Origin of the sequence: Oceanobacillus sp. FSL W7-1304 (genome assembly GCF_037969805.1) — a bacterium.
In the GTDB taxonomy this organism is placed as follows: domain Bacteria; phylum Bacillota; class Bacilli; order Bacillales; family Amphibacillaceae; genus Oceanobacillus; species Oceanobacillus profundus.
In genome coordinates this window covers 3,599,116-3,625,023 of the sequence record NZ_CP150211.1, presented here as the reverse complement: position 1 = coordinate 3,625,023, position 25,908 = coordinate 3,599,116, and the positions used below count along the sequence as shown (strand labels likewise).

Below are 25,908 nucleotides of genomic sequence, written 5' to 3'. Positions count from 1 at the left end.
ATACCCGGCGGTAGGAAAAGGAGTTATATAAGCCTGCTCTACTTTCTGGAAGTAAAGTGAAGTAAAACCACCTTCATGGAAAGAGTCAGCTATAGCGAAGTTGTTTTCTCTCCGTCAATACTGGCTCAATTTATCCATGAAGATGGTTCTAATTCAGTACCTGGTCCAAGCTCGCCGCGCATTCCGCCGGTACCAAACTCTAGATTTTTATAGAAACAATCTTCTAATTGTTTCTCATCACTTTCAATTTTCTTTAATTGTAATTCTAACTCCTTATCTAATTCGGTGAACGCTTGCCATTTTGTATAATTTGCTTGCCAAGCCATGTATAGATCTCCTCCCGTATAATTAAATAGCCCCAATATGCATTGGAGCTATTCTAGTAATATGAAATTCGTATTCACTATGTGGTATTCAAGACATAAGAGCTTGTTTTACTTAACGAATTAATCCCTACTAAACACGTCTCGCGTATAAACTTTCTCTTTTACATCTTTCAACTCATCAGACAACCGGTTGGCAACAATTACATCTGCTTCCTGTTTAAACGCTGCAAAATTCTTAATCACACGAGAGTTATCAAATTCCTCAGCATCAAGTACTGGTTCATAGATAACCACTTCTACACCTTGATTCTTTATTCGATTAATAACGCCTTGAATAGCTGACTGTCTAAAGTTATCCGAACCTGTCTTCATTGTTAGACGATAAATACCAACAACCTTTGGATTACGTTTTGTAATCATATCAGCAATATGGTCTTTTCTCGTATCATTAGCATCAACAATTGCCTGAATAATGTTATTCGGAACATCTTCAAAGTTTGCAAGTAACTGCTTCGTATCCTTCGGTAAGCAATATCCACCATAGCCAAAGGATGGATTGTTGTAGTGTTCTCCAATTCGAGGATCTAGTCCAATACCTTCAATGATTTGCTTGCCATCTAGGCCTTTTACTTCTGCATATGTATCAAGCTCATTAAAAAATGAAACACGCATTGCTAAGTAAGTATTTGCAAATAATTTAATTGCTTCAGCTTCCGTGGAATCCGTGAATAATACCGGGATATCTTCCTTAATCGCACCTTCCGCTAAAAGATCAGCAAACTTCTTCGCACGTTCTGATTGCTCTCCAACAATAATTCGAGATGGATATAAATTATCATATAGTGCTCTTCCTTCTCTTAAAAACTCTGGAGAGAAAATGATGTTGTTAGTCTTAAATTTATCACGTACTATATTTGTATATCCTACTGGTATTGTTGATTTGATAATCATGACAGCATCAGGATTAACATTGATAGCCGTTTCGATTACTGATTCAACTGAGCTTGTATCAAAGTAATTCTTCTCCGGATCATAGTTTGTTGGTGTTGAAATGATAACATATTCAGCATCTTTAAAAGCTGCTGTTGAGTCTGTAGTAGCTGTTAAATTTAGTTCCTTTGTTTCTAGGAATGTTTGGATTTCTTCATCTACAATTGGTGATTTCTTGTTGTTGATCATGTCTACTTTTTCTTGGATTATATCTAGAGCAGTTACTTCGTTGTGTTGCGCTAGAAGAACTGCGTTGGATAGGCCGACATATCCGGTTCCTGCTACTGTTATTTTCATTAATACTCACTCTCCAAATTTTAAATTAAGACGGTATCGGTATATTACCAACTAATATCATTTGTTTTCTCTTTAGCATACAGGTAAGAAGCGATACTGCTTAATCTTGTTTGTGGATTCATTTCTTCAACATTGGTTTTTTTATATACATGTTCTAACGTACTCAATATACTTTCATCATATACTCCTAAAAAGCTCCATCTTAAAACGTCATAATAATATGGATTTTCTTCTGGAATATAGTATGTCTTTTCTTCTTCGTCTCTCTTATGAATGTGCTTTCTCATTTGTATTGGTGAATTTTTATCATCTATAATTTTATAAACATTATTTGCAATCTTTTCAAAGTCACTTTCCGAAAACACTGAATACCCCGCCTCTTCATGCAATATAAAAATTCCGTAAACAGTGATCATAGCATGATTGATATCCTCCCAAGGTTTTTGGATATTTTGTTCCTCCCAGTAACTCCAATAATACGAATCAAATTTCTCGTCGTATTTGAACAAAGAATTCTTAAAGTAATTTAAACTTTTCTCGATTCGTTCACTGTAAATATTTCCATCAGTTAGCTTATCATATAAACCAGTAGCTGCTAAATAAACACTGATTCTATTCGGTATTCCTATTTTATTTGCTTCTGATACATAGCCATCTCCATAAGGATGTCCAAGATAAAAACCTTCTGTATCAGAAAAATCTACCCACATATTAACCTGATTATGAATGGCAAGTGCTTCACCGGATGCTACTAAAAATTTATCTGCTATTTCTTCATACTCATTCAGTTCATATGTATAAATAGTATCGACAAGCCTTAAAATAGGTAATGTTATCATCCCTGTATGAACCGGATAGACATAATTAAATTGCCCGTCAGTATAGTATCCCCCATCTGACCATGCGGGCAAATTTAAACCAGTCCCCGTGAAACTTTCAATACCAAGTTTCTGATCTGTCTGGGAAAAGATATAGTTAATCTGTTCGACTAGAATTTCTAAGTATTTTTCATTCTCTGTGACCCTGTACATATCTACCAAAGAATTCGCCACGTTACTCCATCCCCAGGCATATTCAGCTGCATTATAATTCGAGTCTTGCAAAGGGAATTTCTGGATCGACCAGTTAGGTTGTAGTTTATATAGTTCGTTATATAATTCTATATCAATTATTTCTTCAGAGTCATTTTTTAAAAATAAATAAAATAATAATATAGAAATAGAAAATAATAATATTAATTTTTTCATGGTTTCACTTCCTCACTTCATCCTTATAATGGTGGAGTTGTTTTGACTCTTTTCGAGAAAGAAACTCGTCTATTCTCAAGTTAGAGCATTCTTAATTTTACTGCCATGATGAAGGAAGCGATGTTTGAAAATTTGTAAGTTAAGACATCATATAGCAACAACCTTTCGTAAAAACATTCTAAATACTTCCATAAGAATGAATTTGAGTGTTAATATAATTTGATGGATATTCGTCGTAGATTTTAATTTCACACTTTAACAACTCGATTTATTAATCATTATAATGATTATAAACCAATTTTGGATAGTGTTTACTGACTTGAGAATGATCACTAAAATCTCCTAAAATTAGTTCATATTGAATACTCTTTTTATCTAAATGGGATATAAAGTGTGACACATGATTTTTTAAATAATAATCGTTATTTTTTCCACAAAGTATTATTACATTACTAGGACTTAGATTTTTTTGTTTTGTAATATCAAAAATAACTTCGTTTAGCTTCTCTTTTTTTCCCTTAGAGTGTTCCCCCATAATATTTTTAAATACACCTAAATGTTTTGTCGCAGATAAGTAATCTCCTACCCTAATTTGGGGTTCAGCTGCAATTACACTCCCATAATTATCTTTAAAAGCGTAATATAGAGCAGCGAACCCACCTTTACTGCTTCCTGTCAGAGTTATGTTTTCATTTTTTATACTTAATTGAGTTTTAATTGATGAAATTAAATTAGTTATTTCATTAGTTAGAAACCAATTTTCATTTGTTCCTAAATAGTATGTACCCCTATAATCATCCCCAAAATCATCTAAAATAAATAATTTGTTACATTCTAAACCTCTAAATGTCAATACATAATTATAAACTGGAGGTTTTCCTTTAATGGGAAATCCTGAAAAAACAATTAATAATTTGTCACTTTTCTTATTTGATTGAAGAAGGTATTTAATTCTACCTGGATCCTCTTTAATTTTAAATTCCTTTTCGGAATTTAAAACACCTTTCATATATTGCTTACTTAAAAAGGACTTAGACAATTTTAGTGCTTTTTTTATATTTTGCATCATTGAAATGCACACTCCATATAATCTTATTGGAATTATCAATATAGCTTAATATAGACCAATCTAAATCATAGCAATGTTATTTTATTTTTTTAATGTATCTAATTGCTAATGCAAACAACTTTATCAGAAAATTAAATTGTATAAACAAAGTATCGTTTTTAATAATTATTCGTTTACACATAAACTCGCGAAAAAAGTGATCAACCTTTAGGATACAGTTGATTAGAAATATTTTATTATAAAATTCAAACTCATTATGAGAGTATTTGAGCTCTAGCAGGAAAAGTAATTAATAAATTAAATTAGCTTGAATGGCATTTAAGTATTTACAATCATACCTTTAGAAAATATGTTAAATGCAAATCGAAACAGTCAGATAAGAGATTAGATATATTATTTCAAGTTAAACAGTTTTTTAAAAGCAAAACTACTTTTCAGATTGTTCAATACTGTTACTTTGTTATACTAGCAAGAACGGCGTTAGATATCCCGAAATAGACAGTTCTTGTAATAGTAATTTTAAATTTCACACTTCCAAATTTGTTTTTTATATTATTATTTATTTTTTAATACTTTTCTTACTAACGTTTCCCCACGCTAAAATAATACCAAATGCAGTAAAAACTGTTAATTGTTTAAATCCTGTTTCATTTATTAAAGCGACTGATAAATATGCTGCTAACCATGCATATAAAGCTGCAGTAGTTTCTACAGGAAATAGCTTTTTGATGTTTTTTATAGAACTTACGAACCCAATAATAAGTATAACAAACCCCAATAATCCTAAAATTCCATACTGAGACAACCAATTTAATATAGTAGAATGGGGGCCCATCCCAAAAATAGAATATTTCGTGTAATCCCCATCTAATGCTCCAAATAGAAAATAACTAGGTAGATCTTCAAGATAATCTATCCAAATTTTAGTTCTTGATTCATCCTCAATTTCTATACCTCCCTCTAATCTTTCACTGAAGTTTAAGACCAAGTCAGGAAACAGAGTTAGTACCAGCAAAATGATTATTAATCCAGATATAATTACTTTTATGTATTTTTTTATCTTTTTAGCAAAAACCAAATACACACATACCGAAACAATTACAGAAAGTAATGTAGCTCTAGAAAGTCCAGCTAGTCCTCCAAATGCCATAATTAAAAATAAGCTAATTAAAAATAATCTTTTTACCTTAGACTTTTCTACCGATGACAAAGATACCATCAACCAACCAACAGAGATATAAGAGATTACTGCTGAATTCCAGAATCCTCCAATAAAATAATGACCTTGGAATTCTGCCTCCCTGGATCCTATCATTTCTGGAAATAAAAATGGTATTAATGCGGAAAAAGCCGCACCTAAACCCAAACCCCATATAGCGACTTTAATGCCATTAAGGGTTTCAATGACACTTGCAAGTATAATCATTATAGAAAGAATAGATATGAAATGAAATAATTCAAAAAAATATGCTCCACCTGGTAATAGCCCAGAAGGTTTTTGTATAAACAAAATAAAAAAATTAAATAACACTGCAAAAAGTAACATAATCCAATATGGAAATGTTTCAGGTAGAATGGTTTTTCTAATTAATATATTTTTAATTAATAATAGAAAAAATAATGAAACTAAAAGCAAGTAAAAAACAATTCTAACAACAGTATTCAATTCATTCAAACCGATTAAATTGATAAAGTCTATAGAATTCATTAATCCAGCTGAAAAAACAATTGAAAATAAGATTATATAAAACGTACTTCTACTTATATTTATACGCCCAGTCTTTAACATTACGATGACTCCTAAATTATTAATAAGAAATATTAATCTCATGTATTTTTTTCTTCTGTAATTTCTTCAAATTTGTTCTTATCAAATACCCACTTTTTTTGATTGAGATTACATTCAAAGGTGAGTTAAAAATAATAAACTCTTTTATCTTCCACCAGGAAGGAAATCTTAACTGCAGAAGTTTATTTAAAATTAATTTATGTTAGAATATCTGTTTAGTCACTAAAATCTAACCAATTAATAATTATGTTATAATTTTATTTTAAAAACTTTACTTTTAAAAAGTTTTAATAACACAATAAATATTATTAATGAAAATACTGTGTCTGTAATTAGTCCTGTTAAAGTATTTTCTATATTGGTAAGGTTCTTAAATATCATTGAAGCTATTACAGATAATCCAGTTATAACAATAATTTTACCATTTTCAACTAAAAATGTTCTCTTATTGAAATAAATTTGAAATTTCTTCTTGAATCTGATACAAATAAAAAACAGGCTGAAGTATGAAGCTAAAACAGTTCCTATCACTACACCATGTAAACCAATATATATTGAAAGTATTACACTTATTACAATATTAATTATACTTATCATTATACTATTAGTAAAAGGAGTGAATGTATCTTTATTCATATAAAAATATCTATATAGCAAATCCCTAATTGCATTAGTTGGTAGTGAAAGTGTTAATATTAATGCTATTATGAATATAATTGTTGTATTCTCACTAGTAAATTCTCCTCTTTCAAATAATATACTAATCCCCTCTCGACCACCTGAATAAAACAATAATATTAAAAGACACATTAAAACATTCACTAACAATATATAATCAATGAGACTAGCTTGTCGTTCCTGATTATTATTTTTCTTAACTAATTTTGGATAAATAAAAGAAGTTATATTTCCAAGCAATAAGAGATTAATCATACTTATTACTGTATTAGCGTAATTCAGAATAGAGATACTACCTATAGGTAATCTCGCAGCAATTAAAGTATCTATTAACAATGAAATTTGATAAACTCCCGTACTTAACATTGTAGGGAAAAAAAGTGTCATCATTTCTTTAAAGCTCTGATTTCCCAAATCATAATTAATACTATATCTGAAACTAGTTTTCTTTAAGATAAAACCGTGAAAAACTAAATTTAAGATAGCTGTGAATAAACCAACAATAGTATAGTAATATATATTGTTATCGCCTACTAATAACATCATTACTAGTATAATATTAGTAATAAGTACCAGTAATTTTTGTATATTAAACTTGTCATTAAACTCTAATACTCCCTTAGCTAGTTGTATCAGTGAGTTTATAAAACCTGTCAGAGCAGTAAATATTAAGATATTGGCAGCAAGCTCTATAAAATGGTTATTATTTGAGCCACCAGCAATAATGATCAGTTCCTCCCCAAATATTACCATTAAGATTAATAATAAAAACCCAGCTGAATAAATAACACTTATAAATATGTTAATGCCATTCTTATTAATTTTATCTCTTAAATACGGGATAATAACTGTAGATATACCGGCTCCAATAAAACTATATATAAATGTTGAAATCCTATTGGCAAGATTAAAAGCATCTAGTTCAGCACTAACACCGAAATAAGATGCAACTATGGCGCTTTTCACTAAAATAAATGCTTGTATAATAATTGTCAATAAAACCATAGTATTTAATTGTTTAAGCACCTTTGTATTATTATTCAAAATCTACACACTTTCTAGGGACATATCTAGTAATAACTTATCTAACTCTTTAAAATGTTTCTCGGAGTTTTCGATTTGTACAGTTATATCAACAAAATTAGTTTCCATACTTTTCACAATATCGACGGGATCTAATTGATCTATACTATTAAAATCTGTATATAATCCACTAAAACCAACGTCTTTCATGACATTTGTCATTTTTTCACTATAAACTATAGGAACAACTGGTTTATTGAAAAGCCATCCTAAAATCATGGCGTGAAATCTAGTTCCAATTACTAAACTTGAACTAGATATTACATCAAGAGATTGTTCTATATTTCCTCTATAGTTATATGGTTCAATATAATGACTGTATTTCTGGGGAATAGTTTTAAGAATTTCTCCTATTGCTTCTTCATCGCCTTCATGTTTACAAAAGGACATAAGTGTTATCTTGTATCCTTTTTTTATAAATTCGATAGAGGTATCCTTGATTTTTTTATAATATAGGTCATCATATTCCGATAAATATGGTCTATAAGATGGTTTAATAACTGAAATAACTATATTTTTATCATTTCTATATGTTTTATTTTTATTGAGAGAGAATACTATATCATCTCCCATTCTTACATTATTTAAATCCTTAAATAGTTTATATGAGTAAGTATCTCTAAAACAAATGTCTTCATATTTAGAAATTAACTTTTTATATTCTAAATAATAATTTTCATTATTAAATGGACCAAAGTTAGCTCCTAGAACATAAAAAGGCTGATTTTCATTTAATAAATTTTTACGATTATTAATCTGAACCTTCCAATTATCTCGCTGCTGAAAAATTGATCCCCCTATATAAACAGAAGCGTCACATGATTTAGAAATAATTTTATTAATTGTATAGTTTTTATTAATTCTTCGCGAAATATAATTAAACCCTCTTAAAATTAGGTTGTCAGAAGAAAGGATCTTTACATTATTGTGTTTAAAAATCGCCCTATACTTTTTTTGAGTAAATAAAACAAAATTTGTATTGGGGTATCTCTCAAATAAAATTTTTAAAAATAAGTCATCTCCAAGATTAAATTTTGTATAAGCATAAACCATCACCTTTTTCATAAATAATATCTCCTTATTCCATTCATCTTTAAAGCATAAAACAAAATAATCTTATTTTTTGAGTACAGTTCTTACAATTACACCAATTCTTCTCCTAAAAATATAATAATAATATATATAACTTGAGAGGTTCTTAAGATCTTTTATCTTTTTTCTTTTGTAACTTTTATCTATATCGTCATACTTATAAATCAATGAAGCAGTAAGAGCACGAATCCTTTGCTTTATTAAATTAATCTCATGCTTATCAGTATACTGTTCTAATAAAATATTTAATTCATCAAGGATAATACATCTTGAATCAAAGGATTTCTTTCTACCCTCGATTGACTTTGTAGTCATAGTTGAATTAGGTCTATATCTACGTTTATAATATGATGTTGGGTCATACATAGTTACAGTAGAATTCAGGAAAACCTCAACATTAAATAAATCATCTTCATGTACAATCCCTGGTTTAAATAAAATATTTTTTTTTGTTAATACATCTTTTTTCACAATATATAATACTGGTGAAGCAGAATATGTTAAGAGATTTAATTTCAAAAACTCTTCTTTATTATAGATTTTGTTCGGGTTAATAAAATTATTAAAATTGTATTGTTTTTTATCTAATTTTATGTCTAATCCATCTGCAAAAGGCTCCGCAACAAATCGGATTAAATCTAAGTTGTTCTCCTCCATTGTTCCAATTAAGTGCTCAAATGTTTCTGGCAAAATATAATCATCCGAATCTAAAAAATAAATATATTTTCCAGTTGCTATTTTAATTCCTTTATTTCTTGCAACCGATTGCCCTGAATTTTCCTGAGATATAATTTTAATATTTTCGTTCTTTAATGCATAAGTTTTTAATATTTCAAGGCTATTATCTGAACTGCCGTCATTTATAGCAATTATTTCTATATTTTTATATGTTTGATGAAGTACAGAGTCCAGGCATTCTTGCAAATATTCTTCTACATTATAGACTGGTATAATTATTGATATTAAACTGTTGTGCATAGTATCAACCTCAATACGAGAATTTGTTATTAACTAGTATTTGTTTTTTTATACAATTAATAACTTAATTTCTTTTAATTTATCAATTAAATTAATGCTCTAAATAATTGTAGTTAGCTCATTAAGATACTCTTTGATTTTAGGTATAGCTTATTTTAAGATTCAACTTTATCTTGCGTAGGATGTTTAATCTTTTATCTATTGGTTATAGCGGTTGGACTGTCCTTTTTATTGGAGAGAACCCTCTTAATTAAAACTCTTAAATAATTATATCATTACATAATCTTCTCTAGAGCTACTACCAAATTTTAAATCAACAATCATGTTTTTAAAGTCCTGATTAGCTATCTGTTACCTAATTAAACAACACACACTCTTTTTATTGTTGTTGGCAATTACCGAAAAATTTAAAAAGGTTGTGTCTAATCTAGACTAGCATCCTATAATTTACGTTCTTCAATTGTATTTCTTAAGATATTTAGATAATCATTTGCAATTTTTTCTTGGGTCATTATTCTTGCCGTATTTACTGCATTTTCTATTATTTGAGTTCTAGTGTTTATGTCTAAATTTAAAACTCGGCTTAATGTGTGAACTAGATCATCAATATTTCTAGGTTCACATAAATAGCCATTCAAACCATCTTTAATAATTCCATCAACACCTTCTCCTTTAGATCCAATAGTTATACAACCCTTAGCCATTGCCTCTAAATAGACCAATCCAAAAGTCTCCAAGGAACTTACCAAAACAAAAATATTACTTTTTTCCATATAATCTAATACTGAATCTCTAGTAATATACCCTAAATACTCAATTTTCCCCTTAACTTTAGAGTTATCTATCATTTTCAATATTTTTTCTTTTTCTGGACCGTCTCCTGCAATTTTTAAATATATCTCTTGTTTACGAGCAATCATTTCAAATGCTTTTATAATTGCACCTATATTTTTTCTAGGGATCATACTAGAAGCAACAAAAATTACATTTCCCCCAAAATTTATTTTGCTTTTCAATTTCTTCTCTTCCATTATCAGATTCTTTTCTATACCTGAATTTATAACAAAGTTATCTTTATTCGGCAAATCCAACTGATTGTACTGTTTCATTAATGCATTGCTTCTAAAACCTAATCTATCTATAAATGGTTCTAAGGTTAAATATTCATTATATCTACTACTCATATTAGTTAATTGTTTAATATCAGTTTGATGCATAGTAAGAACGAGCGGGACATTCCATTTTTCTTTTAGCTTTTTTGATATATATAAAGAGGGGTTCATCATATGACAAACTATTATATCTGGTTGAAAACCTATTTCTAAATTATGCATTATTTTACTGATGGTATTATTTTTATGATTTTTAAGATAATCAATTTTAGGATATCTTTTTATTGTTACTATATTTACATCCACACCTTCTAAATTAACAGTTTCATCTTTTCTATATCTTCTAGCTTCTTTTCTATTATCAATTAAAATAGGGAGCTTAGGCCATAATCTTACTATTTTTACATTATGACCCGCGAATATCCATTCCTTCGCGAACTGGTGTAAAGCATAAGATACCTCTATTCTTGACTGTCCTTTATATCCGGGATATAAAGTTGTAACTAATAATACATTCATATTACCACTTTCCAATCTAGTAGTTATATCCTATAAGACAAAGTTTTTTAATATTTTTATATTACCTATACTTTAAATAACATTAACACCTAGAGATGTAAACTTGAACAAATTTAAACTAATCTTCAATAATAACCTTTTCTGAAGTATATTTGTTTACCATCTTTTTTAATCCAATTATTCCAGCTATATTCAATTTAATTGATTAATTTTGAATATAGTTGAGAATATTGTTCTACAATATTTCCCCAATGGAACTTATCAACTTTCATTGTACAGTTAACTGATATCTTATGATAGTTAACTAGAATGTTTTGTATTTGATTTGCTATATCCGTTTCTGAATCAGATGGAACAGATGCACCAACTGTTCCATTCTCAAATTGTCTATCAAACCCCTGTCCTTGAGAATAAATAACAGGTAGTCCTTGACTCATTGCTTCTGCATATACCAGTCCAAATGTTTCCGTTATTGAAGGCATAACAAATATATCATTCTCTCTATATATTTGCATAAGTTCTTCCTGAGGTTTTGGCGGAAAATAATTTATGTACGGTAAATCTTTTATCTTTCTATAAACATTTTCATTTTTTATTCTACCAACTAGAGTAAAGGTAACATTATAGCCTTTATTATGTAAGATTTCTATTGCCTTTATTGTTGTAGTTATATTTTTATTTTTATCTATTACACCAACATGTAATAATTTCAAATCATCTTTAAAAGGGATACTTTCCTTGGTTTCAATATTTTGGAACCAAAAATTATTTATACCGTTAGGTACTATTGATATTTTTTTATCTATTTCATCTTTCAAATTGTTAGGGATATATTTTTCTTTCAACAAATTCTTGTAGGACTCTGATAGTAATACTATCCCATCAGCCTCTTTTAAAATTTTTATACCTAAGTTTCTTAAATGGGGCATTTTTTTAAAAAAGAAGTTGACATCTGTATTTCTTACAGCAACTATGTAAGGAACATTGTATTTTTGTTTTAGTTTTAACGCAATACTGCCATTAGAGAATAATGAGTGAGCATGTAATATCGAAAACCTATCTACTTCAATTTTTTTTACAATATCTTTTAGTATTTTATAATGTTTTATTTGAAATAAAAATCTATCAAATTTGTTGTGGTTAGCACTAACTATTGTATATTCACCTAAATCACCTGCGTTTAAATTATTTGTTGAGGGAACAGGTACATAAACACTAATATCTAATCCATTTTGTACTTGTTTATCATATAAGTTTTTATAAAATTTACTACCGTTAAAATATGAATTTATGTGCAGTATTTTCATAAGAAGCTCCTAATCTTTAACCAAGAAATTTATAATCTCCAATAGCTAAATCCCTTTTCTTCAACTTGTGTTCTATCTAAGATACTCTTAATATCAATTAATATCTTCTCTTTATTGTCAAAATCACCATAGAAAGATTCTATTTTGTCTAAGTTCATTTCCTTAAATTCATCATGAGCAGTTGCTAAGACTAAACAATCAATTTCTTGAATATCATTAATATCAACCATTTCTATTCCGTACTCATTCTTAGCTTCTACTTTATCAGCTACAGGATCTACAATTATTGGTTCAATTCCATATTCTTTTAAACGCTCAATAATATCTACAACTTTTGTATTTCTAGTATCAGGAGTATTTTCCTTAAAAGTTATACCCAGAATAGCAACTTTTGATTGCTTAACAACCTTGTTAGCTAATATTAGTTTTTTGATAATTGCCTCAGCAACAAACTCCCCCATACCATCATTAATCTTTCTTCCCGATAAAATAATTTGGCTATGATAACCAAGCTTCTCTGCTTCATATATAAAATAGTATGGATCAACACCGATACAGTGCCCTCCTACTAATCCCGGATAAAATTTAAGAGAATTCCACTTTGTGTTCATTGCCTCAATGACTTCTTTAGTATCTATGTTCATACGATCAAAAACAATAGCAAGCTCATTCATAAATGCAATATTAATATCTCGTTGGCTATTTTCAACCACCTTCGCAGCCTCAGCAACTTTGATAGAACTAGCACGATGGACTCCGACCTCAACAACAAGTTCATAAACTTTTGCAATCTCTTCTAATGATTCATTATCCATTCCGGAAACAATCTTTGTAATATTCTCTAATCGATGCACTTTATCCCCAGGGTTAATACGTTCTGGTGAATAACCTACTTTAAAATCTATTCCACATTTCAAACCCGATTCTTTCTCAAGAATAGGAATACAGATATCCTCAGTCACCCCAGGATAAACTGTAGACTCGTAAACTACAATAGACCCTTTAGTGAGGTTTCTGCCAATAGTAGCACTCACCCTTTCTATAGGGCTTAAGTTAGGTGTTTTATCCGCATTTATTGGTGTAGGAACAGCAACAACGTAGAATTTTGCTTCCTTTAGCTTAGTCTCATCCGAAGTAAAGTCCACTGTTGTTTCCTTTATAGCTTCATTACCAACTTCATTCGTAGGATCTATACCATTTATGTACTGCTCAATTTTGTGAGTATTTAAGTCAAATCCAATAACATTGACTTTCCTAGCAAAAGCAACTGCTATAGGCATACCTACATAACCTAACCCAATAACTGCTATTTTCTCTTCTTTTTTAACCACTTTTTCGTACAAGTTCATTTGTTAGCTCCTTTCTCTCATTCACACTTTCAACAATTTTAATCAGTTTTTCTGTTAATCTAATAAAGTCAAACTCATATGAAGCTTTACGAGCATTTTTTCCCATTTGTTGGTTTTTACTTTCATTCTTATAAACTTCGATTATAGCTTCAGCAATTTCTTCTGCATTTTGAACTGGAGCACTAACTCCGCAATCAGCTCTTTCACAAATACTATAACCTGTTGAATAAGTCTGGACAATACATTTTCCAGCAGCCAGGTATTCAAAAAATTTATTTTGGCTCTGACCATATTTATCTAGTGAAGTACTTGAATTGTGAAGGACATTTATGTAAGACTTTTTTAGGATTGAAGGAACATACTTTTTTTCAACCCGACCTTTAAATATTACATTATTAATATTTTCCTCATAACAACGCTTTTTAAGTGCTTCACTTTCATCTCCAGAGCCATATATTAAAAATCTAATATCTTTCTTTCCTCGATTTTGAATTATTTTTGCAGCATCCAGCAACATTCCAAGATTATTAACTTTTCTGATTGAACCAGCATATACAATATTCTTATATTCTTTATTATCTAAATCTGAGTCAACTATCTTATATTCTTCACTGTTTTTGTCAAATGTATCGATAATTACCCCATTACTAACATGATTAACCTTTGTTACATCAATTTTATCGTCCCAACCTTGGTCAATAATATACTTTTTACCGCCTTCCCATGTCATAATTATAGAATCCGCTTTTTTATAAATCCATTTTTCGCCTTGATATAATATTTTTGCAATAGCACTACTTCTTTTCAAGGATCCATACGCAACTAGGCTTTCTGGCCATAAATCACGCACTTCACATATGCAAGGAATTCCCATTTTTTTTGCTATCTTTATTCCTGCAACCAAAGTAAGCGGATGAACACTTGAAGCTATTATCACATCAGGTTTACCATATTGATTAGCATATTTTTTTGCTACAGGGTAAAGATTTTTATAGAAAGCAAACATATTTTTAATCCGTTGTTTCCCGTTCCCCATATAGCTCGGTGTTTTCACAAAAACAAAAGGAATACTATTAACAGTGTCTAAAGTATACTTTTGATTACCAGTATCTATACTTTCTTTTGAATTATGGATAGTAGACGCACAAAAAATAGTTGGATTAAATCCCTTTTTAATTAAATTCTCTGCAAACCAATAATGTCTACCAGCCTGATCCTTATACATATTTGTAGCATAATGATTCCATATCCAAATATTTTTTTTCATGCTTTACTCCCCTTACTAATACTTTTCTAAGTACTAGTTAATCTTACTATCCTCTATAAAGAGGGAAAAATGAAGTATTTCTATTAAAATTAGTATCTACACTTCTAATCTTTACTAATTTATTGTAGTCTTCTTCGTTAAATATCTTTCTTCCAATAGAAAAAGAAGTGTTAGAGTTTTTGTTAAAAGCCTTTTTGAAACTGTACAAACTATCCTCTTTGCTTCCAAGTCCTCCACCTAGATGAAATGTTTTGTATCCATTTTCACATCCCCAACATGCTGCTTCATACAAAAGTAAATTTGTAGGGGCAAGATGTTGGAATTTTTTATCAGAAGCAGATAAATGATAATGCATTTGCTTATTACTAAACATGATTATTGACATAGCAATTACTTTTCCATTATACAAAGCATAAAATATTAAGCTGTTATAGCGTAAATCATTTAAAACACTTTTATAAAAATCATCCTTAAAATAATAATAGTCACTCGCATTATCCTTATCCATAGTATCGTTATATAAATCTATAAAAATTTCAAATAACTCAGAACTACGACCCCAAAATATTTCAACACCAGATTTAAGGGCTTTTCTAATAACATTTCTATTTTTCCCAGTAATTTCTTTCCATACTAACTCTTTAGTTTCCAAATTCATAGTAATAGTTTTTCCAAGTATGTCTATATCATAAATATCTTCTAAAAATTTATAATTATTCATCACAGGGTGAAAGCGAACGAACTCACTAATAATTCCTTCGTTTTTACATGCTAAAGTATACTCATTTTGTAAATTCTTTAAATTATCAGAAGTGGTTGTGCCTTCAATTAGAAATCCACCATAGCCATAAGGAGTTGTGGTGTCAAAATAGCAATTTGCGGGTACTTTTCCATTAAATCTTTTATCCAAAGATATATCTCTCTTCATAACAACATTCATTGCTCTAGAACTACTATCTTCAAAATATATAAGTAATGGTTCTCCATCACCATGGGTTTGAAACCCTTTTGTATATTCTAACAGATAATATGTATCGTAATCCTTAAAACTTCTAACTATTTCATTCCATTTTTCTTCTTCTTTAGCAGATATAAATGATAGCATTATTTCCTCCTATAACACTTTTTTCATTAAGCGTCTTTCTGTAGAAAACCCAATGTTATCATACATTTTAATCGCTTCAACATTAATTTCTGAGACGTTTAAATCTATTGTTTTAATTTCATTATTAATAGCGAATCTCTCAGCTTCTTTTATAAGCTGTTTAGCGACTCCCTTTCCTCTATGCTTTTTTGACACAATTATTTGATTTATATGTAGCCTTAGCTCTTCGTAATTAGTATGCTTATAAAGCCATACGAATCCAATCAACTCTTCATTGTCAAACGCACCAATTAAAGTTGCACTATTTTGTTTTAAAAAAGTGTTTAAAAGGTTGATTTTTTCAATACATACTGAAGTACATTGTTCCTGAGATAAATTAAAATTAACTTTATATGATTCTACTAGAAAAGCAAGAATAGTCGATTTATGTTCCAGTAAGTCTCTACTATCAAGGATTTCTTTTTTCAAATGTTCTACTTCCTTTCCTCATCTAAATCTCTTAAAGTTCCTTTATCTACCACGTTAATATCTTCTCGTTTAAATACCTTTATAATTGTTTTCAATATTATTTTTAAATCTAATAAAAAACTAACTTTGTTTACATATTGAATGTCAATTTTAAGTCTACTACCCCACTCTAAGTTATTTCTTCCATTTATTTGAGCAAGACCTGTTAGACCTGGTCTTACGCTATGACGTTTCTTTTCTTCTTCAGTGTAGTATGGTAAGTATCTGATTAGAAGTGGTCTCGGACCAACAATAGACATATCCCCTATCAATATATTAAGCAGTCCAGGTAATTCGTCAAGTGATGTTGAACGTAGAAATTTCCCGAATTTTGTCAATCTGATGCTGTCGGGTAATAACTCTTCATTTTCATCTCTCTTATCATTCATAGTCCTAAACTTATACATCGTAAAAATTCTTTCATTAAGTCCAGGTCTTCTTTGTTTAAAAAGCACGGGGCTTCCTAAATTCGCTCTAACAAGAATAGCAACTATTAGAAATACTGGACTAAGAACAATTATAGCAAATAAAGATAAGATAAAATCCAGAGGTCTTTTTACTGACCTTCTATAAATCCCATTGTAGGAATTATTCATTACTCTACCCACAGCTCCTTTATAATATTTACAACTCGCCCTAAATCCATGTTTGTCATCTTGGTATCAGACGGTAAACAGATACCTTTCTCAAACAACTTCTCTGACACACCTTCACTAACAAAATCATATTTCTTGAAGAATGGCTGCATATGCATAGGTTTCCATACAGGTCTTGATTCAATATTTTCACTTTCAAGAGCTTTTATAACATCGATTGGTTTTACTTTACCAGATAAGATTATCGCACTTAACCAATAGTTTGGCTCATCCCACTTATTATTTGGCATAAACGTAATTCCTTCAAGTCCACTTAGTTCTCTCTTGTAATACTCATAAATATATCGTTTCTTTTCTACTCTCTGATCTAAAACCTTCAGCTGGCCTCTACCAATCCCAGCAACAACATTGCTCATACGATAATTAAAACCTAATTCACTATGCTGGTAATGTCTAGCTTTATCTCTTGATTGAGTAGCCCAAAATCTTGTTTTTGCAACTCTCTCTTCATTATCAGAAACAAGCATACCACCACCAGAAGTTGTAATAATCTTATTTCCATTAAAAGAAAAAATGCCATAATCTCCAAAGGTTCCAGTATGTTTTCCTTTATAATAGGTACCTAAAGACTCTGCAGCATCTTCTATCACAGCAACGTTATGTTTCTTACATACCTCCATGATTTTATCCATATCTGCAGATAAACCATAAAGGTGAACTACAATAACAGCTTTTACCTTTGGATATTTTTCAAACGCTTCTTCCAAAGCTTCCGGACTCATATTCCAAGTTTTATAATCACTATCTATAAAAACAGGAGTAGCATTTTGATAGATAATTGGGTTTGCAGTAGCAGAAAAAGTGAGGGTTGGACAGAAAACGATATCGCCTTCTCCAACATCTGCGGCCTTGAGAGCCAAGTGAATAGCAGCTGTTCCAGATGAAAGGGCAGCTGCTGATTTAGATCCAACTTTTTCAGCCAGCTCTCTTTCAAATTCATTTACATTTTCACCGAGTGGCGCTATCCAATTAGTGTCAAAAGCTTCTTTTACAAATTTTTGTTCATACCCCTCATCACTCATATGTGGTGAAGATAGGAATATTCGTTCTTTCACTTTTGTAGAATCCATCTTCTAGACTTCCTTCCCCTGTTAAAATAGTTATTTGGTTACTTTCATTTGAAACAAAAGTCCACATCTATAATCTCGATAACAATTAACACAATCAAAAACACAGCCGAATGCCTTTCAGCGTAAGGTTAAGTGGTTTTACCCATAGACTATTGCTACTTATTACGATTTAACTGATCTTTTCCCTATCATCTCAACAAGGAAATCCATAAGATCTTCTTTAATCTCATCATTCTGCAAAGCAAACTCAATATTTGTCTTTACAAACCCTAACTTCTCCCCAACATCATATCGCTTACCTTCAAAATCATAAGCATATACATTTTGAATTTCATTCAACATCTGAATCGCATCTGTCAGTTGAATTTCCCCACCAGCACCAATTAGTTGCTTATCAAGGAAAGTAAAGATTTCTGGTGTAAATACATAACGTCCCATAATTGCTAGATTAGAAGGTGCAGTTCCAGGCCTAGGTTTTTCGACAAAGTTATTCACTTGGTAACGTCTACCTTCAATTGTATTTGGATCAACAATTCCGTAACGATGTGTTTCATTATCTCCGACCTGCTGTACACCTACAACTGAAGATTGTGTTTCTTCGTATTGTTGAATTAATTGTCTTAATCCTGGAGTTTTTGCTTGTACAATATCATCACCTAGTAATACTGCAAATGGTTCATTTCCGATAAACTTACGTGCACACCATACTGCATGTCCCAAGCCTTTTGGGTCCTTTTGACGAATATAATGAAGGTCAACATTGGAAGCATAGTTTACTTTCTCAAGAATATCAAACTTCTCTTTTTTCATTAGATTATCTTCTAATTCAAAGTTGTGATCGAAGTGATCTTCAATAGCTCGCTTCCCTTTTCCTGTTACAATAATAATATCCTCAATTCCTGATTCGATTGCTTCTTCAACAATATATTGAATGGTAGGCTTATCTACAATTGGTAGCATCTCTTTAGGCATCGCTTTTGTTACGGGTAAAAATCGGGTACCAAGACCAGCAGCTGGTATAATTGCTTTTTTTACAGTTTTCAAGGATAAATCCCTCCATATAGGTTAATAAACATTAAAAAGTGCCTTAGGTCTGTGCCATTATTCTGCGCTCAGTATAAACAATATCCATCAATGAGTTTTTAAGTCCAACAGCATCATAGCCATCAAACTCCTTAATCAAATTAAGCACCATTTCCGTATCCACTTCAACCGTCCGACCAACATAAATCTTCTCATAAACCTCACCAGGAAGAACCTCATCTTCCCCAAGCAACTCTTCAAACATCTTCTCACCAGGACGAATACCTGAAAATTCAATCGGTATCTCCTCTTCAGCATAACCAGATAATTTAATCAAGTTCTTCGCCAAATCTACAATTTTAACAGGCTCACCCATATCAAGTACGAAAATTTCGCCACCTTTAGCAAGTGTTCCAGCTTGAATTACAAGTCTCGAAGCTTCTGGAATCGTCATGAAATAACGTGTCATTTCTGGATCCGTCACAGTAACTGGGCCGCCTTTTTCAATTTGTTTCTTAAACAAAGGAATAACACTTCCACGGCTTCCAAGTACATTGCCGAATCGGACAGCAACAAATTTCGTTTTACTTTGCTGTGCCATATGCTGGACAACCATTTCCGCAACACGTTTCGTTGCGCCCATCACATTCGTTGGGTTTACTGCTTTATCCGTTGACACCATCACAAATGTTTTGACACCGAATGTGTCCGCAGCTTCTGCGACATTTTTCGTACCAATCACGTTATTTTTGACCGCTTCATGCGGATTATATTCCATAAGTGGCACATGCTTATGTGCTGCAGCATGATAAATAATTCTTGGATGGTGCTCTTCGACAATGTTGAATATACGTTCACGGTCCTGGACGTCGCCAATAATTGGAATGATCTCTGTTTCAGTATCATGGTACTTATTTTTTAGTTCCATATCAATTGAATAAATGCTGTATTCTCCATGACCAACTAACAGTATCTTTTCCGGTGCAAAACGCATCAGCTGACGACAAATTTCAGATCCGATTGATCCTCCAGCACCAGTAACCATAACCGTACTTCCTGTAACATATTCCGAAATTGCACCAATATCGAGTTTTACTGGTTCCCGACCAAGTAAATCCTCGACCTCGACATTTTTCAAGTGGCTGACAGATATTTTCCCTGTCATGAGGTCTTCGATTTTTGGAATCATTTGTACCTTAACATTTGCCTTGTTACATTCTGCGACAATTTTCTCCAATTCGCCGTTACGCAAGGAGGGAATTGCAATAACGATATGCTCTATTTTCAATTTTTCAACAACGGTTGCAATATCTCTCGTTGTTCCTTCTACAGGTAAGTCATAGACTTGCATTTTTTGTTTGTTGATATCATCATCAACAAAAGCAACTGGACTTAATTCGGAACTATGCTCATTCTTCAGCTGACGAGCGATCATGGCTCCAGCAGCACCAGCTCCTACAATTAAGGTTCGTTTCTGATCAGTTTCCTGCTTTATGTAACTATCCCGGTAGATTCGCCAGACAAAGCGCGATCCGCCAATTAATAAAATATGGAGCATCCATGTAACAAGCAAAGCTCTTGAATAAAGTGAAAAATCATTGATAAAATACTGAACAATTCCTGCTCCAACAATCGAGAATGTGATCGCCTTTACAATCGTTACTAACTCTCCAACACTAGCATATGCCCAAACTTTATTATAGAGCTTATAAACGGATGCAAATAAATGATGAAAGACTAATAGTGCAATTGCGCTCCATAGGATGGTTTCCGTACGTAGAATTTCTGTATGCGCTGGATAGACAACCCAAGTCGCTATAAATATAGCCGTGCTGACAATTACGGAGTCTAGTAAGATCAGGAATGTTAGCCTCTTACGATAGGACATCGTACACGCTCCTTTTGATGTTTTAATTTTAATTCAGTGGACTGGCTTCTTCCATACGTACACGATTCGACATGATTTTATTTAAATAGTGTACCACATTTTTCCTGCCTCTGATGTTAATTTTCTTATAAATTTGACTGATATGTACTTTTACAGTTCCTTCTCTTAACTGGATACATTCTGCAATTTCATTATTTCGTAAGTTTTTCTTGAGAAAGTAAGCAACAAGTGATTCTTTCATTGAAATATGAATTCCATTTTCTCCGAGACGTTTAATTCTTCTAAACGTTCTAATAGATCTAGGATTACACTGGACGGAGCATAATAATGTGCATTCTGTATAGAAAGAATGACAAGCAACAGCTTATCTTCGTAGTATGTATGCTTTTCGATAATGCTATCACTGCCAGCTTCAATGAATGCTATAGAATCATCTATCTGTGAAGTGTCCACTAACATGATAACCTTCACAAATGGATTAGCTGCTTTTAACTGTTTAATAGCAGCTGTTACTTCGGGTAACGCGATTAATTCTGTGTCCAATAAAACAACATTCGGTTTCTCTTCGATGACGAGACCATTAGTTGTATAGAGCACACACCCAATTAACTCCATCTCTGTTTGTTCCCTAATTTTCTGTATAATCAACTTAGAAAACGGAGTCTTACTTATGTATAAAATAGTCGCCATTCAACTATCCTACCTATTCTTTCATTTTTACCGTCTTAACGACATATCGTAACAAGATTCTATTCTACTACACAGGAAGTCACTTTTTTAGTGACTCTTTACAATAAAAGTCACTACTAGGCAATTTTACCTGTTAAACTATCACCGTGTGACATTACCGAAAAATTCAATAACCTTTGCGCGGTTTCGTATATTCAGTTTATTGTAAATCTCACTAATGTAATTTTTTACCGTGCCTTCACCAAGAAATAGCTTGTGGGCAATTTGCTGGTTCGTATAGTTCTCTTTTAATAAAAACGCAATGTCAATCTCACGCTTCGTAAACGTGTAGCCAAGACGTTCAAGTCGCAATGTGAATATTTGTTTATTATTCATTGTCAGTTCACGTATGCGGGTAGCAAGCATCTGAGCTACTTCACCAGAGAAGATTGTTTCGCCGCGATAGGCGATTCGAATCGCCTCCAGCAAGCGCTCAGCGTACACTGCCTTTACTAAAAAACCGTCTGCACCAGCATTAATTCCTGAAATGATGAAATCATCCACTTTTGAAGTAAGCAAGATGACCCCTACTTCTGGATACTTCTCTTTCATATATTTTGTTGTGCGAATCCCGTCCATTTGTGGTAAATGAACATCCATGATCACAATATCTGGTTTAAGGTGTTCCATCTGCTTAATCGCAATTTCTCCGTTATCCACTGCTCCGATAACCTTTATATCATCCGTTCTTTCGATAATGGCTTCCATGCCATCCCGGAGTAACCTCTGATTTTCTACAATGAGAATATGTATCACCTGATTAACCCCTTTTTATAGATATTTTTCTCTATTCTTACCCCTATCCATGTTATCTCTTTTTCTAGTGTAGTTATTAGGCTATGTTAGGTTGTCTATACCTTTAAAACAAGCCAAGAAATTTCTTTTTCTTTATCATGACTGGCTCCATACGGTTCACATTACTATTCTCAATTAACAGCTGACTGTTTTCCAAAAACATATAGTGATAATCACTGCCATATGCGTGGTTTACATGTTCAAATGCTTTATCCATCACAAAACCACGTGATTTCGTATTATGTGCATCCGACGCAATAAAGTGAGTGAGGTTAAATTCAATAAGTTGATTTGAGAACTTTTGAATATTCTTACCAAACTTTCCAACGAGGCTTGCTGCAGTCACTTGTGTTAACGCACCCTTTTTGACAAATTCATAGAGCTTGGCAGGATGTTCAATAAGCTCTTGATTTCGTTCTGGGTGAACGATAATTGGAGTATATCCTGCGACTTGAATGTCAAACAGCATTTGACTAGCATATCTTGGAACCTGTCCTGATGGAAACTCTACAAATAAATACTTCGACCCGTTTAGAGACAAGAGTTCCCCTTTTTCAATGTCTTGAACCATATCCCCATTGATTCGTGTTTCCTGACCCGCAAGTACGTGAAGATCAATTTTTTCTTTTTTGAACAATTCATTTAAAATGGCTACATGATTTATGATCGACTGGGCGTCATTATCATATTTTCCATTTTTATGGTGAGGGGTTGCGATTATTGTCGTTATCCCTTGAGCAACTGCTGCTCTTGCCATATCTAAGCTGTCTTCTTCTGTTTTAGCACCATCATCTACTCCAGGTAAGATGTGAGAATGTATATCAATCACATTGCCACTCCCTCTCCGTTTGTATTTTTTGTAAAATAGGAAATAATTAAGTAGTTAAAATTATACTAGATTCGCTATAGGTTTACAATTAATCCTTAGCATTTTAACCCTTTAATAGCATAAAACTTACCTTGGAATAAAAAGGAAGCTGCTCATAAAAAATAACCACCTTATATCATTCGCTAAGGAGGCTATTTTTTTAAGGTTACAGGATTCTCCTATTTTTGGAAAAGATTCAGAACGATTTATGTACGAAAATGATTCATTGGAATGAATCGACATATTACGAAATGAATGGAATACTTAACTTGATGCATGTCATTTGATTTCGGTTATTCATGGTGTATTTTTTGGAAATTAACTAAGCAATTTTACCTACGATTATTTTATCACATGAAATTGTAAAAATATAGGTGTCAATAGTCACGAAAAAGTCACAGAAATATAATAATAATAGATTTTAAGTCATGTTTTTACATGAAAAAACTCCTTATCAGCCCTTTATGGGTGATAAGGAGTTTCTTATTCGCGTTAACTTCCATAATAGTAGTAATGATTTGATTCCTTTTTATCTCGGTCATTTAGAACGGTACCAAGGATCTTGGCATTCACTGCCTTTAATGATTCAACTGCCTTTTGTGCTGATTCTGTCTCCGTCCTTTTGCTTCGTACTACGAGAATCGATCCATCAACGAAAGCAGATAGAATTTGTGCGTCTGTTACCGCAAGAACTGGTGGTGTATCAAAAATAATCACATCATAAAGCTCACGTGCTTCAGCGATCATTCGCTGCATTCGTTTCGAGCCTAACAGCTCAGAAGGATTCGGCGGGATTGGACCACAAGAGATTAAGTCTAAGTCCTGTACTTCGCTCGGAACAACTGCTTCCTGCAAGGGGATATCTCCAACAAGCACATTGCTAAGTCCTTTTAGGTTATCCAGGCGGAATGTATAATGGATGGTTGGCTTACGTAAATCTGCATCAATTAAAAGTACCTTTTTACCCTGCTGCGCGTATACAACTGCAAGATTCGCTGTCGTCATCGACTTCCCTTCCGATGGACCAGCTGAAGTTAACAGCAATGTTTGAATCTCTTCATCCGCAGAAGCAAATTGCAGGTTTGTACGAACGGTACGATACTGCTCTGAAATTGGTGAACGTGGACTTATTTTCGTAATTAGGTGACGCATTTTATTATTTTTAAACTGTCTTTTTCGCGCCATCTAGACCACCCCTTACCGTTCTGATTTCACGAGCCTCGAAATTCTCCGTACGCATATCTTTTTCATCGATGTGAGAGATAACCCCAAGTACAGGAATTCCAAGTTTCTGCTCAATATCCTCTTCTGATTTAATCGTGTTATCTAAGTATTCTAGTAAGAATGCAATCCCAACACCAACCATGGCACCTAGAACAATTGCGATTGCAATATTCAGAATCGGATTCGGTGCTACTGGTGAAGGGTTTTCAGCTAATTGTGCCTCCGATAAAATTGACACATTATCAACATTCATCAAGTCTGGAATTTTATCTTGAAAAACTTCAACCGTCGTATTCGCAATTTCTGTCGCTAGAGCTGGGTCTGGATCTGTTGCAGTTACGGTTACAACCTGTGAATTATCAGCACTTGCAACTTGAAGCTTTCCTGCTAATTGACTACTGCTTATATCTAAATTCAATTCTTCTATTACAGGTTCAAGGACTGCTGGACTTGTAATTATTACGTTGTATGTATTAATTAACTCCACATTTGTTCTGACATCTGCTTGCGTAAGCTGTGCATTCATGTCGGTATTGTTGCTTTGCGTTACAAGAAACTGCGAACTGTTTTCATATGTTGGTGTTAAGACAAAATAGCTAATGATTGCTGCTACAAGTGCCGCCCCCAACATTAAGGCAATAATCAGTAATAAGCGTTTCTTGATGACCTCAAAAATCTCTTTGAGGGATATCGTTTCCTCCATTGCTGTACCTCCATTGTATTCGGTCCACCCCTGTTTTTGGGGAATGGATGTGTTTTTGGGCTTTCGGATAATGAGTGCTATTACTAAGCTATAATTTTTTTATTCTATATCTATTTCGACATTATAAAGGGAATTATAACATATTTCCATAACTTTTCAGAAATAAATTTTTTAGAGAATTTGGACCAGATCGCTTTTTGGTACGATTTTCATTGAGATGAAGGTGTTATTCGGACC

24 protein-coding genes are annotated in these 25,908 nt (G+C 32.1%); all 24 read right to left on the bottom strand.

Translation table 11 applies throughout. From position 1 onward, the window contains the following. Positions 1–125: 125 nt before the first annotated feature. The 24 genes from NYE61_RS17940 to NYE61_RS17825 all read right to left on the bottom strand — a co-directional run bounded on the left by NYE61_RS17940 (position 126) and on the right by NYE61_RS17825 (position 25,671). Positions 126–326 carry a hypothetical protein gene (locus NYE61_RS17940; protein ID WP_339316224.1) on the bottom strand — a complete coding sequence of 67 codons (201 nt, stop codon included), beginning with the start codon at positions 324–326 and terminating at the stop codon, positions 126–128. A 120-nt stretch (positions 327–446) separates the two neighbouring features. Further along, a complete protein-coding gene (locus tag NYE61_RS17935; RefSeq protein WP_339316222.1) occupies positions 447–1,613 on the bottom strand; it encodes a nucleotide sugar dehydrogenase in 1,167 nt (388 codons plus the stop codon). Positions 1,614–1,657: 44 nt separating this feature from the next. Next, positions 1,658–2,860 (bottom strand): hypothetical protein, encoded by a 1,203-nt coding sequence (locus tag NYE61_RS17930; protein WP_339316220.1) that lies wholly within the window; start codon positions 2,858–2,860, stop codon positions 1,658–1,660. A gap of 271 nt (positions 2,861–3,131) precedes the next feature. Next, entirely contained in the window at positions 3,132–3,929 is a 798-nt protein-coding gene (locus tag NYE61_RS17925; protein WP_339316218.1) for an accessory Sec system protein Asp2, read from the bottom strand. A 559-nt stretch (positions 3,930–4,488) separates the two neighbouring features. Continuing rightward, complete coding sequence (locus tag NYE61_RS17920) at positions 4,489–5,718, bottom strand: hypothetical protein (protein ID WP_339316216.1); 1,230 nt, start codon at positions 5,716–5,718, stop codon at positions 4,489–4,491. A gap of 249 nt (positions 5,719–5,967) precedes the next feature. Continuing rightward, positions 5,968–7,440: a lipid II flippase MurJ gene (locus NYE61_RS17915; RefSeq protein WP_339316214.1), complete on the bottom strand. Its 1,473-nt coding sequence runs from the start codon at positions 7,438–7,440 to the stop codon at positions 5,968–5,970. A 3-nt stretch (positions 7,441–7,443) separates the two neighbouring features. Further along, positions 7,444–8,544 carry a polysaccharide pyruvyl transferase family protein gene (locus tag NYE61_RS17910; protein ID WP_339316212.1) on the bottom strand — a complete coding sequence of 367 codons (1,101 nt, stop codon included), beginning with the start codon at positions 8,542–8,544 and terminating at the stop codon, positions 7,444–7,446. Between the two features lie 51 nt (positions 8,545–8,595). Then, positions 8,596–9,549, bottom strand: a complete 954-nt coding sequence (locus NYE61_RS17905) for a glycosyltransferase (protein ID WP_339316210.1) — start codon at positions 9,547–9,549, stop codon at positions 8,596–8,598. Positions 9,550–9,989: 440 nt separating this feature from the next. Then, positions 9,990–11,180, bottom strand: a complete 1,191-nt coding sequence (locus NYE61_RS17900) for a glycosyltransferase family 4 protein (RefSeq protein ID WP_339316208.1) — start codon at positions 11,178–11,180, stop codon at positions 9,990–9,992. A 197-nt stretch (positions 11,181–11,377) separates the two neighbouring features. Next, entirely contained in the window at positions 11,378–12,487 is a 1,110-nt protein-coding gene (locus NYE61_RS17895; RefSeq protein WP_339316206.1) for a glycosyltransferase family 4 protein, read from the bottom strand. A 29-nt stretch (positions 12,488–12,516) separates the two neighbouring features. Continuing rightward, positions 12,517–13,836: a nucleotide sugar dehydrogenase gene (locus NYE61_RS17890; protein WP_339316204.1), complete on the bottom strand. Its 1,320-nt coding sequence runs from the start codon at positions 13,834–13,836 to the stop codon at positions 12,517–12,519. Continuing rightward, on the bottom strand, positions 13,811–15,103 hold the full coding sequence (locus NYE61_RS17885) for a glycosyltransferase family 4 protein (RefSeq protein WP_339316202.1): 1,293 nt from the start codon (positions 15,101–15,103) through the stop codon (positions 13,811–13,813). The genes NYE61_RS17890 and NYE61_RS17885 overlap by 26 nt, the downstream gene beginning before the upstream one ends. Before the next feature lie 46 nt (positions 15,104–15,149). After that, entirely contained in the window at positions 15,150–16,208 is a 1,059-nt protein-coding gene (locus NYE61_RS17880) for a GNAT family N-acetyltransferase (RefSeq protein ID WP_339316200.1), read from the bottom strand. Positions 16,209–16,217: 9 nt separating this feature from the next. After that, entirely contained in the window at positions 16,218–16,676 is a 459-nt protein-coding gene (locus NYE61_RS17875; protein WP_339316198.1) for a GNAT family N-acetyltransferase, read from the bottom strand. A gap of 5 nt (positions 16,677–16,681) precedes the next feature. Next, positions 16,682–17,311, bottom strand: a complete 630-nt coding sequence (locus NYE61_RS17870; RefSeq protein ID WP_339317516.1) for a sugar transferase — start codon at positions 17,309–17,311, stop codon at positions 16,682–16,684. Next, positions 17,311–18,426 (bottom strand): aminotransferase class I/II-fold pyridoxal phosphate-dependent enzyme, encoded by a 1,116-nt coding sequence (locus tag NYE61_RS17865; RefSeq protein WP_339317514.1) that lies wholly within the window; start codon positions 18,424–18,426, stop codon positions 17,311–17,313. Before NYE61_RS17865 ends, NYE61_RS17870 begins: the two co-directional genes overlap by 1 nt. Positions 18,427–18,603: 177 nt before the next feature. Next, positions 18,604–19,485, bottom strand: a complete 882-nt coding sequence (gene galU / locus NYE61_RS17860; RefSeq protein ID WP_339316196.1) for a UTP--glucose-1-phosphate uridylyltransferase GalU — start codon at positions 19,483–19,485, stop codon at positions 18,604–18,606. Positions 19,486–19,528: 43 nt separating this feature from the next. After that, a complete protein-coding gene (locus NYE61_RS17855; RefSeq protein ID WP_339316194.1) occupies positions 19,529–21,352 on the bottom strand; it encodes a nucleoside-diphosphate sugar epimerase/dehydratase in 1,824 nt (607 codons plus the stop codon). 28 nt (positions 21,353–21,380) lie between these two features. Then, positions 21,381–21,593 (bottom strand): LuxR C-terminal-related transcriptional regulator, encoded by a 213-nt coding sequence (locus NYE61_RS17850; protein ID WP_339316192.1) that lies wholly within the window; start codon positions 21,591–21,593, stop codon positions 21,381–21,383. Beyond that, positions 21,590–22,042: a hypothetical protein gene (locus NYE61_RS17845; RefSeq protein ID WP_339316190.1), complete on the bottom strand. Its 453-nt coding sequence runs from the start codon at positions 22,040–22,042 to the stop codon at positions 21,590–21,592. The genes NYE61_RS17850 and NYE61_RS17845 overlap by 4 nt, the downstream gene beginning before the upstream one ends. A 141-nt stretch (positions 22,043–22,183) precedes the next feature. Next, a complete protein-coding gene (locus tag NYE61_RS17840; protein ID WP_339316188.1) occupies positions 22,184–22,837 on the bottom strand; it encodes a response regulator transcription factor in 654 nt (217 codons plus the stop codon). Positions 22,838–22,940: 103 nt separating this feature from the next. Next, positions 22,941–23,705 (bottom strand): CpsB/CapC family capsule biosynthesis tyrosine phosphatase, encoded by a 765-nt coding sequence (locus NYE61_RS17835; RefSeq protein ID WP_339316186.1) that lies wholly within the window; start codon positions 23,703–23,705, stop codon positions 22,941–22,943. Positions 23,706–24,236: 531 nt separating this feature from the next. Then, complete coding sequence (locus NYE61_RS17830) at positions 24,237–24,929, bottom strand: CpsD/CapB family tyrosine-protein kinase (protein WP_339316184.1); 693 nt, start codon at positions 24,927–24,929, stop codon at positions 24,237–24,239. Beyond that, complete coding sequence (locus tag NYE61_RS17825; RefSeq protein WP_251660739.1) at positions 24,907–25,671, bottom strand: Wzz/FepE/Etk N-terminal domain-containing protein; 765 nt, start codon at positions 25,669–25,671, stop codon at positions 24,907–24,909. The genes NYE61_RS17830 and NYE61_RS17825 overlap by 23 nt, the downstream gene beginning before the upstream one ends. Between the last annotated feature and the right edge of the window lie 237 nt (positions 25,672–25,908).